Annotated in this window: 15 protein-coding genes; 9 read left to right on the top strand and 6 right to left on the bottom strand. The window is 60.4% G+C overall.

The annotated features are described in order from the left end of the window. The 6 genes from ABIE13_RS14760 to ABIE13_RS14735 all read left to right on the top strand — a co-directional run. Positions 1–216: hypothetical protein (locus tag ABIE13_RS14760; protein ID WP_354444679.1), on the top strand; the 216-nt coding region annotated here is incomplete at its 5' end. A gap of 176 nt (positions 217–392) precedes the next feature. After that, positions 393–2,525, top strand: a complete 2,133-nt coding sequence (gene metG, locus ABIE13_RS14755; protein WP_354444677.1) for a methionine--tRNA ligase — start codon at positions 393–395, stop codon at positions 2,523–2,525. A gap of 106 nt (positions 2,526–2,631) precedes the next feature. Beyond that, positions 2,632–3,546 carry a LysR substrate-binding domain-containing protein gene (locus ABIE13_RS14750; protein WP_354444675.1) on the top strand — a complete coding sequence of 305 codons (915 nt, stop codon included), beginning with the start codon at positions 2,632–2,634 and terminating at the stop codon, positions 3,544–3,546. Positions 3,547–3,681: 135 nt separating this feature from the next. Continuing rightward, positions 3,682–4,377, top strand: a complete 696-nt coding sequence (locus tag ABIE13_RS14745) for an RraA family protein (protein ID WP_354444674.1) — start codon at positions 3,682–3,684, stop codon at positions 4,375–4,377. Further along, a complete protein-coding gene (locus tag ABIE13_RS14740) occupies positions 4,374–5,738 on the top strand; it encodes an MmgE/PrpD family protein (RefSeq protein WP_354444673.1) in 1,365 nt (454 codons plus the stop codon). The genes ABIE13_RS14745 and ABIE13_RS14740 overlap by 4 nt, the downstream gene beginning before the upstream one ends. Positions 5,739–5,753: 15 nt before the next feature. Beyond that, positions 5,754–6,731, top strand: coding sequence for a Bug family tripartite tricarboxylate transporter substrate binding protein (locus tag ABIE13_RS14735; RefSeq protein WP_354444671.1), 978 nt, complete (start codon positions 5,754–5,756; stop codon positions 6,729–6,731). On the opposite strand, the gene ABIE13_RS14730 is transcribed toward ABIE13_RS14735, so the two are convergent. Together ABIE13_RS14730 and ABIE13_RS14725 are read right to left on the bottom strand one after the other, a co-directional pair. Continuing rightward, positions 6,718–7,758, bottom strand: a complete 1,041-nt coding sequence (locus ABIE13_RS14730) for a glycosyltransferase (RefSeq protein ID WP_354444669.1) — start codon at positions 7,756–7,758, stop codon at positions 6,718–6,720. The genes ABIE13_RS14735 and ABIE13_RS14730 overlap by 14 nt on opposite strands. A 38-nt stretch (positions 7,759–7,796) precedes the next feature. Beyond that, a complete protein-coding gene (locus ABIE13_RS14725; RefSeq protein WP_354444667.1) occupies positions 7,797–8,327 on the bottom strand; it encodes an outer membrane protein assembly factor BamE in 531 nt (176 codons plus the stop codon). Positions 8,328–8,422: 95 nt separating this feature from the next. On the opposite strand from ABIE13_RS14725, the gene ABIE13_RS14720 reads away from it, so the two are divergent. Further along, positions 8,423–8,644: a DUF3460 family protein gene (locus tag ABIE13_RS14720; protein WP_354444665.1), complete on the top strand. Its 222-nt coding sequence runs from the start codon at positions 8,423–8,425 to the stop codon at positions 8,642–8,644. A 48-nt stretch (positions 8,645–8,692) separates the two neighbouring features. Then, complete coding sequence (locus ABIE13_RS14715) at positions 8,693–9,523, top strand: segregation and condensation protein A (protein WP_354444721.1); 831 nt, start codon at positions 8,693–8,695, stop codon at positions 9,521–9,523. Positions 9,524–10,332: 809 nt separating this feature from the next. Here the strand turns inward: ABIE13_RS14715 and ABIE13_RS14710 are convergent. After that, positions 10,333–11,745, bottom strand: coding sequence for a GntP family permease (locus tag ABIE13_RS14710; RefSeq protein WP_354444663.1), 1,413 nt, complete (start codon positions 11,743–11,745; stop codon positions 10,333–10,335). A 150-nt stretch (positions 11,746–11,895) separates the two neighbouring features. Here ABIE13_RS14710 and panC point away from each other — a divergent pair, with 150 nt between their 5' ends. Beyond that, a complete protein-coding gene (gene panC, locus ABIE13_RS14705; protein ID WP_354444661.1) occupies positions 11,896–12,744 on the top strand; it encodes a pantoate--beta-alanine ligase in 849 nt (282 codons plus the stop codon). A 45-nt stretch (positions 12,745–12,789) separates the two neighbouring features. On the opposite strand, the gene ABIE13_RS14700 is transcribed toward panC, so the two are convergent. The 3 genes from ABIE13_RS14700 to grxC all read right to left on the bottom strand — a co-directional run bounded on the left by ABIE13_RS14700 (position 12,790) and on the right by grxC (position 14,737). Then, positions 12,790–13,815 carry an NAD(P)H-dependent glycerol-3-phosphate dehydrogenase gene (locus tag ABIE13_RS14700; RefSeq protein WP_354444659.1) on the bottom strand — a complete coding sequence of 342 codons (1,026 nt, stop codon included), beginning with the start codon at positions 13,813–13,815 and terminating at the stop codon, positions 12,790–12,792. 27 nt (positions 13,816–13,842) lie between these two features. Further along, complete coding sequence (gene secB / locus ABIE13_RS14695; protein ID WP_354444657.1) at positions 13,843–14,283, bottom strand: protein-export chaperone SecB; 441 nt, start codon at positions 14,281–14,283, stop codon at positions 13,843–13,845. Between the two features lie 193 nt (positions 14,284–14,476). Next, entirely contained in the window at positions 14,477–14,737 is a 261-nt protein-coding gene (gene grxC, locus ABIE13_RS14690) for a glutaredoxin 3 (protein WP_354444655.1), read from the bottom strand. Positions 14,738–14,815 lie beyond the last annotated feature (78 nt).

The raw sequence follows: 14,815 nt of genomic DNA, 5'->3' as shown, positions 1-14,815 counted from the left end.
CCAGGGGGTGCCAGGCTAGGCGTGGTGAGCGCGGTGTACTCATGTACACAAGCGAGCCACAACAACGCATGGCGCCCCCTGGCTTGGCAACCCTTCGGGCTGGCTCGCCCTGCGGCGTCTACTTTGTCGCCAGCCTTGACCGTAGATCACTACGGCCTGCACCTGCCTTCGCGTATCCATCCTCAGGGCGAGTCAGCGCGTGGGGGTTTTAATTGATGACACGTCCTAAGTCTATAGTGAAAAAAACAGCCCCACTCGCCGCCGAGTAAGTCTTCAGTATGCGGCGCACTTGAATCGGGATGGCTTGCGAGCAAAATTCGCTCTGGAAAGAGCAAATGACGCGTCTCTACCGTCCCGCATAAAATTGAAGGTTCCCTCAGAGAGAGTACCGAATGACCGCGCAGCGCCAGATCTTTGTTACCACTGCCTTGCCGTACGCCAACGGCACGTTCCACATTGGCCACATCATGGAGTACATCCAGGCCGATATCTGGGTGCGCTATCAGAGGATGCAGGGCCACGCGGTCAATTTTGTCGGCGCGGATGACGCCCATGGCGCGCCGATCATGATCGCCGCGGAGAAGGTGGGCAAGACGCCCGAGCAGTTCGTGGCCGATATTGCGGCAGGGCGTAAACAGTACCTCGATGGCTTTCACATCAGCCATGACAACTGGCACAGCACGCACAGCCCGGAAAACACCGAAATGGCGCAGGCGATCTACAAAGACCTGAAGTCCAACGGGCTGATCGCTTCGCGCAGCATTGAGCAGTTCTTCGATCCGCAGAAGGGCATGTTCCTGCCCGATCGTTTCATCAAGGGCGAATGCCCCAACTGCCATGCCAAAGACCAGTATGGTGACAACTGCGAAGTATGCAGTGCCGTCTATTCGCCCACGGATTTGATTAACCCCTACTCGGCCCTTACAGGCGCGAAGCCAGAGCTTAAAAGCAGCGAACACTTTTTCTTCAAGCTTTCCGACCCACGCTGCGTGGAGTTCCTGGAGCGCTGGACGCAAGACGGACGGCTGCAGACCGATGTGGCCAACAAGGTGCGCGAATGGATTTCCCCCGGGGAAGACGGCAAGCCGAAGATGGGTGATTGGGATATTTCCCGAGACGCGCCTTATTTCGGCATCGAGATTCCGGACGCGCCGGGCAAGTACTTCTACGTCTGGCTGGACGCTCCCGTGGGCTACCTGGCCAGTTTGAAAAACCTGCTGGAAAAGCGGGGAGAGAGCTACGACGCCTATATGGCGCAGCCGAACCTGGAGCAGTATCACTTCATCGGCAAGGACATCATCACTTTCCATACGCTGTTCTGGCCAGCCATGCTGAAGTTCAGCGATCGCAAAGTACCCGACAACGTGTTTGTTCACGGTTTCCTCACCGTGAACAACGGCGAGAAAATGAGCAAGAGCCGAGGCACGGGCCTCGACCCACTCAAGTATTTGCAACTGGGCATGAACGCAGAATGGCTTCGCTATTACCTGGCGGCCAAGCTTTCAGCGCGCAATGAAGATCTGGATTTCAATGCCGAAGATTTCATGCTGCGTGTGAACAGCGATCTGATCGGCAAGTACATCAACATTGCCAGCCGTGCTGCAGGCTTCATCAGCAAGCGCTTCGAAGGGCGCCTGGGCGAGATTTCAGCAGACGGCGATGCCCTGCTGACGCACCTGCGTGATGCTCTGCCTCAAGTCACAGAGCTTTACGCAGAGCGCGAGTTCGGCAAGGTCGTGCGAGAGATCATGGCCCTGGCCGATCGGGTGAACGCCTATGTCGACCAGAACAAGCCCTGGGAGCTGGCCAAGCAAGATGGCATGGATGGCCGTCTGCACGATGTATGCACCGTGTGCATTGAGGCGTTCCGCATTCTCACTATCTATCTGAAGCCTATCTTGCCCAAGCTGGCTGCGGACGTTGCCGCGTTCCTCATTCTGCCGCCAGAGGACTTTGCCAACGTTCAACAGGCACTGGGCAAGGGCGCACAGATTGGCGATTACCGTCACCTGATGCAGCGTGTAGATGCGAAACAACTCGAAGCGCTGTTCGAGCCTCCTGCCACAGCCGCGCAGGCTTCGGCAGCCGTGAGTGGCGCTGCGCATGCTCCAGTGAACGCGGCAGATACTTCGGCGTCCAGTGCACCAGGTGGCGAGCCCATCGCGCCCACCATCACCATCGATGATTTCGCCAAGATCGACTTGCGCATCGCCAAGATTGTGGCCTGCGAGAAGGTCGAAGGCTCCAGCAAGCTGTTGCGGCTGACATTGGATGCTGGAGAATCTGGCGAAGATGGCCAGCCGAAGCTGCGCAACGTGTTCAGCGGCATCGCCAGCGCCTACCAGCCGGAACAACTGGCCGGAAAGCTGACCGTGCTGGTGGCCAATCTCGCGCCGCGCAAGATGAAGTTCGGCATCAGCGAAGGCATGGTGCTGGCGGCCAGCCATGGCGATGAGAAAAAGAACCCCGGAATCTATGTGCTCGAGCCAGGAGAAGGTGCGCAGCCCGGCATGCGGGTTCGGTGATGGCCACCACCCTCTCTGGCAATAAGCCCATTGCCCCCTGAATAGGCCCCGGAGTGCATCCGGGGCTTGAACAGGATCCTAGGCCAGCAAAAGGCGTCGCTCCAAAGTGAAACGTACACGCTTGCCCTCCACCACCACGCTCGCGGCCTTCGAGTCCGCGGCGCGGCACTTGAATTTTGGCCGTGCGGCGGCTGAACTGCACCTCACGCCAGGCGCGATCAGCCAACAAGTTCGCCACTTGGAAGAGCAATTGGGCGTGGCCCTGTTCGCCAGGGTGCGCCAGCGCGTGTTGCTGACCAGCGCCGGGGAGCGCTATCTCCGGGAAGTGCGACGCATCTTGCGTGATCTGGGAGAAGTTACCCATCAGGCGATGGCCAGCGGGGACAAGGAGATTCTCAACCTGGCCGTGGTCCCCACGTTTGCGGCCAAATGGCTGGTGCCTCGCCTGCCAGGTTTTTTCAGCGAACACGCGCGCATCAATCTCAACCTGGTTTCACGCAACGCGCCATTCAACTTTGATGCGGAGCCCTTTGACGCAGCCATTCACTATGGCGAGGCGTCATGGCCGGGCGCGGTGTGCACGCACCTGCTGGACGACAATATGTGGCCGGTGTGCAGCGCGCACTACCAGCGCGCGCATGGTCTTTATGCCCCGTCTGATCTGGAGCGCGCCACTTTGCTGCAGCAGTTCACGCGCCCGTCCGCCTGGCAGGAATGGTTCGCCCAGGCGCAGATCGAGCCTGCCAATGCCTTCCAGGGGCCTCGATTCGATAGTTTCAACATGATCCTGGAAGCGCTCCAGGTGCACATGGGTGTGGGTTTGCTGCCTGATTTTCTGGTGGCCGAGGGGATTGCCCGCGGCGATCTGGTGCGGTTTTCATCTCAGAAACTACCCAGCTCGCGGGGCTACTACCTGGTGAGCCCGGAAGCCAAACAGGACGCCCCCGCCGTGGTCTTGTTCAGGCAATGGTTGCAGGACGAGCTGGCCAGATCAGGCGCAAATACCTCAAGCCCCGTGTAGAGAGAGGTTAAGGCCGCTCGCCAGGCCTATTGTTTAACTTTTCTATCCAACTGGATATTAATCATCGCTTTTCCTCCAGGGAGCGGCTCGAGACAATACGCAAGCTCATTAAAAGTTCTTGTGGAGGATTTACTCATGTCCTTTGAAGCCCCCGACCGCCGATGGAAAAACCCGCTCACACCGTTCATCTTCAATCGCGACTTTGAACGACCTGCAGCGCAAGATGTGGCCACGCTGGCCAGTGCTGAAGTCACTCGCGTGAGCGATCTTGCAGGCCGCATGTACACCTGCCATCCGTCCATACGTTCGCTCACCGCCACCGCTATCCCCATGTGCGGGCCCGCCTTTACCGTCAAATGCCCGCCCGGCGACAACCTGGGGGTGATGGCTGCAGTGCGCACCATAGGACCTGGAGACGTGCTGGTAGTCGATGGACTGGGCTTTACACAATGGTGCATGGGAGGGTTCGAACTGCTTAAATACGCGCGTGATGAGCGCGGCATGGCAGGCCTTCTTGTGCATGGCGCCTGGCGCGACGTGTCGGAGGCGCAAGCCGAGGGCCTGCCGGTGTATGGACTTGCGGTTTCACCGCATTCAGGTCCCAAGATCGGTCCTGCAGAAGTCAACGTGCCCGTCTCATGCGGTGGCGTGGTCATCAGCCCTGGCGACGTGGTCTGCGCCAGCGAAGAAGGTGTCGCCATCGTGCCCCGCACCAGCGTGGCCACGATAGCGCAGGAACTGCGCCGCCAACCCGGTGGCCATGGCATTGAGCACTTCCTCAAGGAAATGGACCAGCACGTGGCGGCCTGGCTACCGGGGCAGGCCAAGTGAACTCACCGGGCCTGACTGGAGCGCTTGCCACTTTCGTGGCAAACCTGCGCCCCGAAAACATTCCTCTGGCAGCCCAGTCGGAAGTTCGCCGCGCCATGGCAGACTGCCTTGGCGGCGCGCTGGCGGGCGCCCATGAGGAGGTCACGCGCATAGCGGCATCGGTTCAAGCCAGGCCAGGAGGCGCCTGTACGCTGTGGGGCAGGCCTGAGCGCTCGGACGTGTCAGAGGCCGCACTGACCAATGGATGCGCTGCCCACGCCCATTCACTTGACGACACGCACGAATCCATGCGCGGCCACCCGTCAGCGCCCGTGGTGCCGGCCATTCTCGCCCTGGGCGAGCTTGTGGATGCCAGCGGCGAAGACCTCATCACCGCCTACGTGGCTGGCGTAGAAGTGGCAGGGCGTCTGGGACGCGGCGTCAACGACAGGCATTCGCAATTGGGCTGGCACACCACCAGCACCCTGGGTACCGTAGGCGCGGCAGCGGCCTGTGCCCGGCTGCTGGGGCTGGATGCCCAGAGGACAGCGTACGCCCTGGGACTGGCTGCCTCCATGGCAGGCGGCCTGAGGGTCAATTTCGGCACCATGGCGAAAGCGCTGCAAGCCGGACTGGCCGCTCAAAGAGGCGTGCAAGCAGCGCGACTGGCAGCCGGAGGCATGGTCACCAGCACCACGGCACTGGAAGGCCACGAAGGCTTTTTGCAGCTCTTTTGCGATGACGGCAGCCAGGATGCAGACCGTGCCTTGCACGGTTTAGGCCAGAGCCTGGAGGTACTGACGCCCGGCATCGTCTACAAGCTCTACCCCACCTGTTCTTTGATGCATGCGTTGATCGACATGGTGCGTCACGCGCGGTCGCAAGGTGTTTGGGCTGACACTGCGGGGCTGGAGTTGCGCTGCGGTATCAGCGAGCGACTGGAGGCCGCGCGGGGTAAGACCTGGCCCAGTGGCGGCCTGGCGGCGAAATTTCATGTGCAGTACAGCGTCGCCGTGGCAGCGCTGCATGGAACGCAATCTGTGGCAGATTTTACCGACGAAGCCGTGCACCGCCCCGGCGTGAAGGCGCTTGCCGAGCAAGTTCAGGTCACGCTGGGACAGGACTTCCCCACCGGCAACGGCGATTTTGCCGAACTGGTGGTCCTTCAGGACGGACAGGAAGTGTTTCGCCAGCGCCAGGCCAAACCGCTCGGCCACCCCAGCATGCCGCTTTCTGCCGCTCAGCACGAAGCCAAGTTCCTGGACTGTGCGGTGCCCGCATTGGGCGCAGAGCGCGCACGTGCGCTCCTCGAACTACTGCAGTCCTCCCCTGCCTGCTCTGCGCGCGCACTCGCGCGGGCACTTGCTCTTTCTACAGACTAAAAAAGGATCCTGATCATGTTTTCCCTATCTCGCCGCCAACTTCTGGTCAGCGCCGCCGCACCTCTGGCCGCTCATGCGGGCCTGGCCCATGCGCAGAGCAAGGACACCACCATCATCGTCGGCTATCCGCCTGGTGGCTCACTGGATGCCATGGCGCGGGTGCTGGCTCAGCGTCTGGGCGTACTGCGTGGCAGCACGGTCATTGTGGACAACAAAGCGGGCTTTTCCGGCAACATCGGGGCGCAGTACGTGGCCAAAGCCCCTGCCAATGGAAGCGTGCTGTTGATGACCGCCCTGACCACTTACGCCATCAATCAGAAGCTGATGGGAACCTCCATGGGCTACGACCTCCTGAAAGATTTTCAGCATGTGGCCATCGTGGGCTATCTGCCCAATGTGCTCATCGTGCCCGCCAGCCTGCCCGTCTCCAATCTGCAGGAATTCATCAGAGCCGCCAAGGCCAAACCGGGCGGTTTCTCCATCGCCACGACCGGCGTGGGCTCCCTGGAGCACATCGCAGGGGAAATGTTCAAGCGCGCCACCGGAACCGACTTGCTGGCTGTGCCTTATAAAGGCTCCACGCCAGGCGTCACCGATCTGATTGGAGGACAGATTCAGGCGATGTTCGTCAACACGTCAACCGCCATCAATAACCTCAAAAGCGGCCGCATCAAGGCGCTGGCCATTGCAGGCCCCAATCGTGTGGAGGCCTTGCCCGGTGTCCCCACCCTGACAGAACAGGGTGTCAAAATGGGCAACGACGTGGTGTCCATCTTCGGTATTGCAGCGCCCGCAGCCACCCCTGCAGCTGTGGTGAATCAGCTGAACGCCGACTTGAATACGGTGCTCAAGGAAGCGGAAGTGAGCAACCGTTTCTCTGCGCTCGGTGTCGACGTGGTGACAGAAAGCAGTGCCTTTGCCCGCAATCGCATCACGCAGGAAGTGGGCACATGGGACAAGGTGATCAGAGACACAGGAATTACTTTGTCGTAGAGGCTTGGACGCAAAGCGACTCCACCACCTGCGCGAAGCGCTCCAGATGCGGCTCCCAGGGTGTGGGCCGGGCCACTCTCTGCACGCTGGCGCGCTCTCGCCAGCGCTCTGCCACCCAATCTGCCGCACGATGGATATCGTTGGTGACTTCGATCCCAAACTCACGATGTGCGGGAATATCTGAAGCCAGCGTGGGCAGCCCCATGGCCAATGCCTGTCCTATGCCCAGGTTGTAGCCCTCCCAACGCGAAAAATTGGCATAGGCGTCGGCGGCCGCATAGATATCGATCAGACTGGCATCGCTTGGATTTGCCATGGCCACCAGTCCGGCTGCATTGACCGCTTTCACATCGTCTTCCAGAGCCTTGCCGCATTGCACAAACTGGATCTCACCAGGAGCGGCTCCGCTTCGCTCGCGCACCGCAGCTTGCACCGCGCTGTAAGTGTCAACGCCCTTGTACTGGCGCTCAGCCTTATGAAAACGGCAGACGTTCAGCACGATGAACCGGTCTGACCAGCCCAAAGCCTTGCGGACCATTTGACGCCGCGCCATGCGGTCTTCGCTCCACTGCCCCAGATGCCCATTTCCCAGGGGAATCACGCCAGTAACAGGCGTCCGACTCTCGCCAGCGACCGCCTTGGAGTTGGTGTATACCGCCTTCGCCAGGGGCAGAGCGAGATCTTTCTCCTCAAGGAGCCTGCCTCGACGCACACGGTCGGGAAACCAGTCGGGTGGGGGCTCGCCGTGGTCAAAAGCCATCACAGATTTGCAACCCGGCTCATGCACCACACTGAAGAAAGGTGGCGTGCAAGCCACGATCAGATCGACGCCGAAACGATCGGCGGTCAATGCCAAACCTCTCGCATCAGCCACATCCAGCCGGGCGCAGCCCGGATAGGAGAAATCATGGCCGCCGACAGGCCCAGCAACAACGACGCCCATGCCACGCCGAACAAGTTCGCCCGCTTGCAGTGCCAGAACGACGGCGACGCCATGTCCCACTGCATGCGTGTTGGATGCCAACATCACTCGCCATGGCCGCCCGGCGGGCCAGGCCTGCGGCATCAACCGCCGCCCTGCATATCCGGCCCGTCTGCATCCGCACCCACTTCAGTGCGGATGACGCGGTACTCGGGGTTGAACACAACGTAGAACATTTTCTTGGCGTTTTCCGACGGATCCATGAAACGCCAGGACCAGACCACTTCGCGCTTGAGCGCATAGGGAACCTGACGCGCGGGCTTGCCTAGCATCTGGCGCACTTCCTCGACGCCCATGCCTTCTCGCACCCGGCGGAAGTTGTCAGGGTTCAGCACTTGCCGCAGAGCGCTCATTTTGCCGTCCGGGCCAATGCTGATCATGTAGTTTTGCGTCCCCTGCGGCTGCCGGTTGTACTCGAAGATACGCGTACCGCCCTCCCCATTCCAGACACGCTCCGGCTGACCGAACCGTGCGACAACATCAGCCTCTGTGGATAGGCCCTCTTCAAGTTCCTTGATGGCCTGCGGGTCACAAGCGGCCAGCCCCAGCAGGCCAACCGCCAGCAGCATGCCCGCCAGTCGGCGGGAGGGTAAGAATGAACTAAAGCGTTGCATGTGTGGGTACCGGTAAAATCAATGGCAATCTCCTCGCCAAGAGGGGGCTGACTGGCCACGGGTTGCCAGCCAAGACCTAGCCACCTCAATAGTTTATGTCCATCGCCAACATTTTTCGCCGCCCCCACTACACCTCGGACGTTACCGACTTCATTGCGCACCTCAAGCAAGAGAAGCCGACGTTGGATCTGGCACAGCGGCAGGGACGCGCTTTGCTGTGGGACAAGCAACTCGACAGGGACTTGCAGTCCGAATTCGGCGCCGCGCGTGTCCCGCAAAAGCCCTACGTCTACCAAACGGCTCCTTCTGAAGACTGATAGGTTTCTTTGAAACGCGTGCAGCCGGTTGTCGATGCCGTAGACCTGCTGGCCGCTGCGCCGGCAGGCGAAGTTGCGACCCCGCAAGTCATCGACCACGTCGCGGTAGCTCGCCTGTATGGCGAACCGCTCTTCTCGCTGCCGCAAGACTTGTACATACCGCCCGATGCGCTCGAGATTTTTCTCGAAGCCTTCGAAGGCCCGCTGGATCTGCTGCTCTACCTGATCCGCAAGCAGAATTTCAACATTCTTGACATCCCCATGGCCGGCGTGACGCGCCAGTACCTGAGTTATGTCGAGGAAATCCGCAGCAGGAACCTGGAGCTCGCCGCCGAATATCTCTTGATGGCAGCCATGCTGATCGAGATCAAGTCGCGCATGCTGCTGCCGCCTCGCAAGACAGCCGAAGGCGAAGAGCCCGAAGATCCGCGCGCGGAATTGGTGCGTCGCCTGCTCGAATACGAACGCATGAAGTTAGCCGCAGCGGGTCTCTCGGAATTGCCGCACTACGGCAGGGATTTCCTCAAAGCGCAGGTGTATGTCGAGCAAAGTCTCGCCCCGCGCTTTCCAGATGTGGAACTGGCCGACCTGCAAGCCGCCTGGCGCGACATTCTGGGCCGGGCGAAACTGGTCGCTCACCACAAGATCAGCCGCGAAGAACTCAGCGTGCGTGAGCACATGACCCTCGTGCTCAAAAAGCTGCAAGGCCGCCGCTTTGCTCCTTTTGAGGAGCTGTTCGACATCGAACAAGGCGCCCCCGTGCTGGTGGTGACTCTCTTGGCACTGCTGGAGCTTGGCAAGGAAACCCTGGTAGAGATCACCCAGGCGGAAGCCTTCGCCCCTATTTACGTCCGTCTGGCGTATAAAGCCCCCCCCTGAGGCGCTTCGCGCCTTCCCCCCAGGGGGACGCAGCCAGCGGCCGGGCAAAGCCCGCTCCGCGGCTACTCCCGGATGGCCTGCTCCGCGGCCTTCTGACCTTCTGAATTTGCACCCTCTCCCGCGGGCGGGAGAAGCGCTTCGCGCCCTACCTTACGCTGGGCATCCTCCACAGTGGACGCAGCCAGCGGCCTGGCAAAGCCAGCTCCGCGGCTACTCCCGGATGGCCTGCTCCGCGGCCTTCTGAATTTACCCCATCTCCCGCGGGCGGGAGATGGGGTAAAACCGCTCGCTTGTGACTGATACGTGTAGGGCCGAGCGAAGCGATGGCCCGAGTTAGGTCTCCCTACCCCTTTGGCCGTGCCGAGGAGCGCAGGGCGAGGGGCGGGCAAGAGCACTGCAAGATGCTCTTGCTTCGTGAACTAGCTTGCGGCAGCTGTTTGACCGAAGAGAGCGAAGTGAACGAAGGGAGTTCTGCCGCGCCGCCCCTGGACCTAGCACCGCAGGTTGCCCGTAGCGAAGTGAAGGGTCGCGGCCGGCATAGGCACGGACAGTGGGGCCGCCTTTTCTTGCGCCAGGTTCTTTTGGCGGAGCACCGGAGCGCCGGCCGAAAGAAGGTGGCTGCGCTGCCGGGCGCACTCCCCGGCCTCCGACCTCAAGAGAACAGCAGGAGGTAACTACAAGCACAGACAACAACTCAACCGCCGCTTGCCCTCACCGGTTGGCCGGCCCCGCCCCGCCCTCTCCCAGAGGGAGAGGGAGAAAGAGAGGGGCGGAAAAGGGAATTCAAACGATGGCGCATTGGGCGCTCATCAGAAACTACCCAGCGCAGTTCCCAAAGCAATCACAGCCGTCAACGCGATCAAAGGCGCCCCAATCGTCATCGCAGCCAGGTTGAGATAAGACTCCCTGTGCGTCAGCTTGCAGATAGAAAGCAAAGTAATGACCGCACCGCAATGCGGCAGGGAATCAAACACCCCCGCGGACATCACTGCCACCCGGTGCAGCAATTCCGGGCTGATCCCGGCTTCATTGGCCATGCGCAGGTAGTCCGCCCCCAGCGTCTGCAAAGCAATCGACAGCCCCCCAGAAGATGAGCCCGTGATGCCGGCCAGCACATTCATGGCCACCGCCTCCGAAATCAAGGGATTGCTGGAGACGTTCAGGACTGCATCACGGATGATTGCAAACCCCGCCAGCCCGGCAATGACCGCGCCGTAGCCCACTTCAGACGCGGTATTGAAGATAGGCAGCATGGAGCCCAGCACGCCCTTGTTGATGCTTTCACGCAGGTTGCCCCAACGGCCAAAACCGACAAGAAGCACCGTCACAATGGAAGTCGTCAGTGCAATGATCAGGGCCCACAGGCCCGCTTGCCGCGACGGCGCCAGGTTCGGGAAACTGGCTTGCAGAAAGCTCCAGTCCTTGCCCGGGAACACCGCGTAGGTGAACACTGCATTGATGCCAATGACCAGTACCAGGGGCAACAACGCCAGCACCAAGGGCATGGAACGGCGATGGACTCCCGCTTGCCCCGCAGCGTTCTCAAGAGCCACTTCAACCGCCTCATTGTCCTCGTGCTGACCATAGCCCTCCCCCGCAAGGCGCGCTTTGCGCTCGCGCGAACGCAGCCATAGATAGCCCAGTGTGAACATGATGGCACCCCCTATCAGTCCCAGGCCGGGGGCGGCAAAGGTGTTGGTGCCGAAATACGGGATGGGCATGGCGTTCTGAATGGAGGGTGTGCCAGGCAGCGCGGTCATGGTGAAGGTAAACGACCCTAAAGCAATGGTCGGGGCGATGAGCCGCTTGGGAATATCTGCATCCTTGAACAATGTCCTGGCGATGGGGTAGATGGCAAAAGCCACCACGAACAAGGACACGCCGCCATAGGTCAAAATGGCGCATGCGAGCACGACGGTCAGACTGGCGTACCGGCTGCCCAGCGTACGCTCTATCCATTGGGCAATGGCCATGGCGGCACCGGAATCCGCCATGAGTTGGCCAAACAACGCACCCAGCAAGAAAATAGGAAAGAACGCGAGCATGTAGTTGCCCATAGCGCGCATGAAAGTCTCTGTGTAGATGGGCAATACCTGGGCAATGTCTCCTGACAGAAATACCGCCAGGACGGCCATGACAGGTGCCAGCAACAGTACGGTGTAACCTCGGTAGGCGAGGAACATCAGAATCAGCAGGGACAAAACGATAGCGAAAGTGCTCATGTACAGCAATGCTTGGCAGGCAAACCTACGATTATCCCCAGAATTTCACACTTAAATCTTACAAAAACGCATTGAACAATTAAGTCAAAGCCACGTTTTTCTCAAGACCGGCAAGAGCGCCTGGAACGCTTAGACAACTCACACCGACCCATGCAAATAGTCCACTCCATTGCAGAACTGCGCCATGCACTTCGCCATACCGCCCGCCCAGCATTCGTTCCTACGATGGGTAATTTGCACGCCGGCCATCTGGCACTGATAAGCGAAGCCAAACCCCTGGGTGATGTCACTGTGGCCAGCATCTTTGTCAATCGGCTGCAGTTTCTGCCGCACGAAGACTTTGACAGCTACCCGCGCACCTTCAGCGAAGACAGCGCCAAACTCGAGAATGCGGGCTGCGATGTGCTTTTTGCGCCGCGTGAGAAGGATCTATACCCTGAGCCCCAAGTATTCAAGGTGCACCCTGATCCAGCGCTGGCCGATCTGCTGGAAGGTGAGTTTCGCCCCGGATTCTTCACTGGCGTGGCTACCGTCGTCATGAAACTGTTCATGGCGGTATTCGCCGGAAAGTCCCACGGCACGGCCGTGTTTGGCAAGAAGGACTATCAGCAACTCATGGTTATTCGCCATATGGTGCGCCAGTTTGCCCTTCCCATTGACATCGTGGGCCATCAGATCGAGCGTGCGGCCGACGGCCTGGCACTCAGCTCTCGCAATAATTACCTGAGCCCCTCGGACCGTGCACAGGCTCTCCAATTGCCCCAGGCGCTGCAGGCACTGGCCCATGAGGCGGGCAACGCAAAACCGGGGCAGCTCCTGGAACTGGAAGCTGTTGCGATGCAAAAGCTGGCTGCACTGGGATGGCAACCGGATTACCTCACGGTTCGCCGCCGCTCTGACCTGCAGCCACCTCAGGAAGGCGACACCGCAGGGCATCTTGTGGCGCTAGGTGCCGCGCGAATCGGCACCACCAGGCTGATCGACAACTTCGAAATCTGAGCACTTGAGGGGCATGGGCACTTCCTGTGTCAGCCCTCGCGTACTTTAGAGCAGCTCACCCTTCGGATCACGCCCCATGAGGGCTGCGACCGCTTCAACGGGCTTGAGCTCTCCGTCCAGAAGGGCGACAACGCCTTCAGTGATGGGCATCTCCACCCCCACATGGCGCGCCCGCTGCAAAACTGTGCGTGCACAGTAAACGCCTTCGGCGACATGCCCGAGCGACTGCACGGCGTCGGCCACGGACTTGCCCTCAGCCAGCAGCAAGCCTACCCTGCGGTTGCGGCTGAGATCGCCCGTTGCGGTCAGGACCAGATCGCCCAGGCCTGACAGACCCATGAAAGTTTCAGAGCGCCCGCCCAGTGCTTGACCAAAACGCGACATTTCGGCCAGGCCACGTGTGATCAGTGCCGCACGCGCGTTGAGACCCAGGTTCATGCCATCGGCCAGGCCGGTGGCAATCGCCAGAACGTTCTTGACCGCTCCACCGACCTCAACACCAGGCAAATCGTCGTTGGCGTATACGCGCAGGGTAAGCCCATGGAAGGCCTCCACCAGAGCCTCCCTGACCTGCGCGTGCCGGCTGGTGGCTACCAGCGCCGTAGGCTGGCCGCGCGCAACTTCTTGCGCAAAGCTGGGCCCACTGAGGGCTCCAGCGATCAATTCAGGTGCTACTTGGCGCTGCACCTCGTGAGGCAGCAAGCCAAAGGGAAAGGGCGCCGTCTCATCTTGCGCGGGCTCGAAGCCCTTGCAAAGCCAGGCTACAGGTGCCGTGGTGCCCCGCAGTGCTGTCAGCACCTGGCGCAAGCCCGACATGGGTGTCGCCACGACCACCAGATCCACACGGCCGGTGTTGCCGGCCAGCGTGGCAGCGTCGCCCCCGCGCAGCACCAAATCATGCGGCAGAGGTATGCCCGGCAAATAACGGGCGTTTTGACGTTCGCCCTGAAGGACCAACGCCTGTGATTCGCTCCGAGCCCAAAGTTCTACGGAGTGCCCCACTGGATTGCGGCAAGCACTCACCGCCAGGGAGGTACCGAAGGCCCCCGCGCCAATAATGACGATCTTCATGCCTTGGCAAGCCCGGGCGCGAGAGAATTACTGGGTAACAACAGGCGTGTTGGCGCCCTGTTGTTGCTGCTCGTACATGGACTGGAAATTGATCTCGGCCAGATGCACTGGCGGAAAGCCCGCGCGCGTGATCAGGTCTGCCACATTGCCACGCAGGTAGGGATAGACGATCTGGGGACATGCGATGCCCACCACTGCGCCCATTTGGTCTTCCGGGATCTCACGAATCTCGAAAATGCCTGCCTGCTTGCACTCAGCCAGGAAGACGGTCTTGTCCTGAATGCGGGTCTGCACGGTGGCGGTCACGCAAACTTCGAAGATGCCTTCGGCAACGTTCTCGGCATTGACGCCCAGATTGATCTCGACTGCAGGCTGTTCGGACTCCAGCAGGATGGCAGGCGAATTGGGTTGTTCCAGTGAAGCCTCTTTAAGGTACACGCGCTGGATATTGAACACTGGATCAGCCATAAAAACTCTCGGTTGGTATTTGAAAAGAAACGTGCCACAGCGGTGCCCGCTGAGGCGCTGGCCCAAAAAGCGCTGAGTGTGTTGGACTTCCAGGGTAGGAAGCCTTCAACACCATCTCAAGCGCCCGAAGCGTCAAGAAGCATTATCTCAGCAGCGCGTGACCCGCCTGCCAAGCGGCGCCATGGCGCCGGATTCAGCGGCCCGCGAGCATGGGGTCTAGTCCCCCGCGTGCATCAAGTGCCACCAGGTCATCGTGCCCGCCCACATGCTTACCACCGATAAAGATTTGCGGCACGGTTCGCCGACCGGTGATCTCGGACATGACGTTGCGCTGAGAAGGGTCAAGATCTACGCGGATCTCCTCGATTTCGGCGACGCCCTTGCTTTTAAGAATCTGCTTGGCGCGGATGCAATAAGGGCATGTGCCCGTGGAATACATTTTGACTATTTGCATGGCTTTGGCTCTTTCGGGCTGCTGTGCGGTTGCCCATGATGCACCGAATAGAAAAACACTGACGGCAGCAGCGATTCG

Origin of the sequence: Ottowia thiooxydans, from assembly GCF_040548795.1 — a bacterium.
GTDB lineage: Bacteria > Pseudomonadota > Gammaproteobacteria > Burkholderiales > Burkholderiaceae_C > Ottowia > Ottowia thiooxydans_A.
The sequence above is the reverse complement of the archived record's forward strand: the minus strand, read 5'-3'. Positions and strand labels throughout refer to the sequence as shown.

Coding starts and splice junctions, on each gene's coding strand:
- ABIE13_RS14720 (WP_354444665.1), top strand. CDS start 8,423: ATGTCCATCGCCAACATTTTTCGCCGCCCCCACTACACCTCGGACGTT.
- grxC (WP_354444655.1), bottom strand. CDS start 14,737: ATGCAAATAGTCAAAATGTATTCCACGGGCACATGCCCTTATTGCATC.
- ABIE13_RS14745 (WP_354444674.1), top strand. CDS start 3,682: ATGTCCTTTGAAGCCCCCGACCGCCGATGGAAAAACCCGCTCACACCG.
- secB (WP_354444657.1), bottom strand. CDS start 14,283: ATGGCTGATCCAGTGTTCAATATCCAGCGCGTGTACCTTAAAGAGGCT.
- ABIE13_RS14700 (WP_354444659.1), bottom strand. CDS start 13,815: ATGAAGATCGTCATTATTGGCGCGGGGGCCTTCGGTACCTCCCTGGCG.
- ABIE13_RS14710 (WP_354444663.1), bottom strand. CDS start 11,745: ATGAGCACTTTCGCTATCGTTTTGTCCCTGCTGATTCTGATGTTCCTC.
- ABIE13_RS14730 (WP_354444669.1), bottom strand. CDS start 7,758: ATGTTGGCATCCAACACGCATGCAGTGGGACATGGCGTCGCCGTCGTT.
- ABIE13_RS14735 (WP_354444671.1), top strand. CDS start 5,754: ATGTTTTCCCTATCTCGCCGCCAACTTCTGGTCAGCGCCGCCGCACCT.
- ABIE13_RS14725 (WP_354444667.1), bottom strand. CDS start 8,327: ATGCAACGCTTTAGTTCATTCTTACCCTCCCGCCGACTGGCGGGCATG.
- metG (WP_354444677.1), top strand. CDS start 393: ATGACCGCGCAGCGCCAGATCTTTGTTACCACTGCCTTGCCGTACGCC.
- panC (WP_354444661.1), top strand. CDS start 11,896: ATGCAAATAGTCCACTCCATTGCAGAACTGCGCCATGCACTTCGCCAT.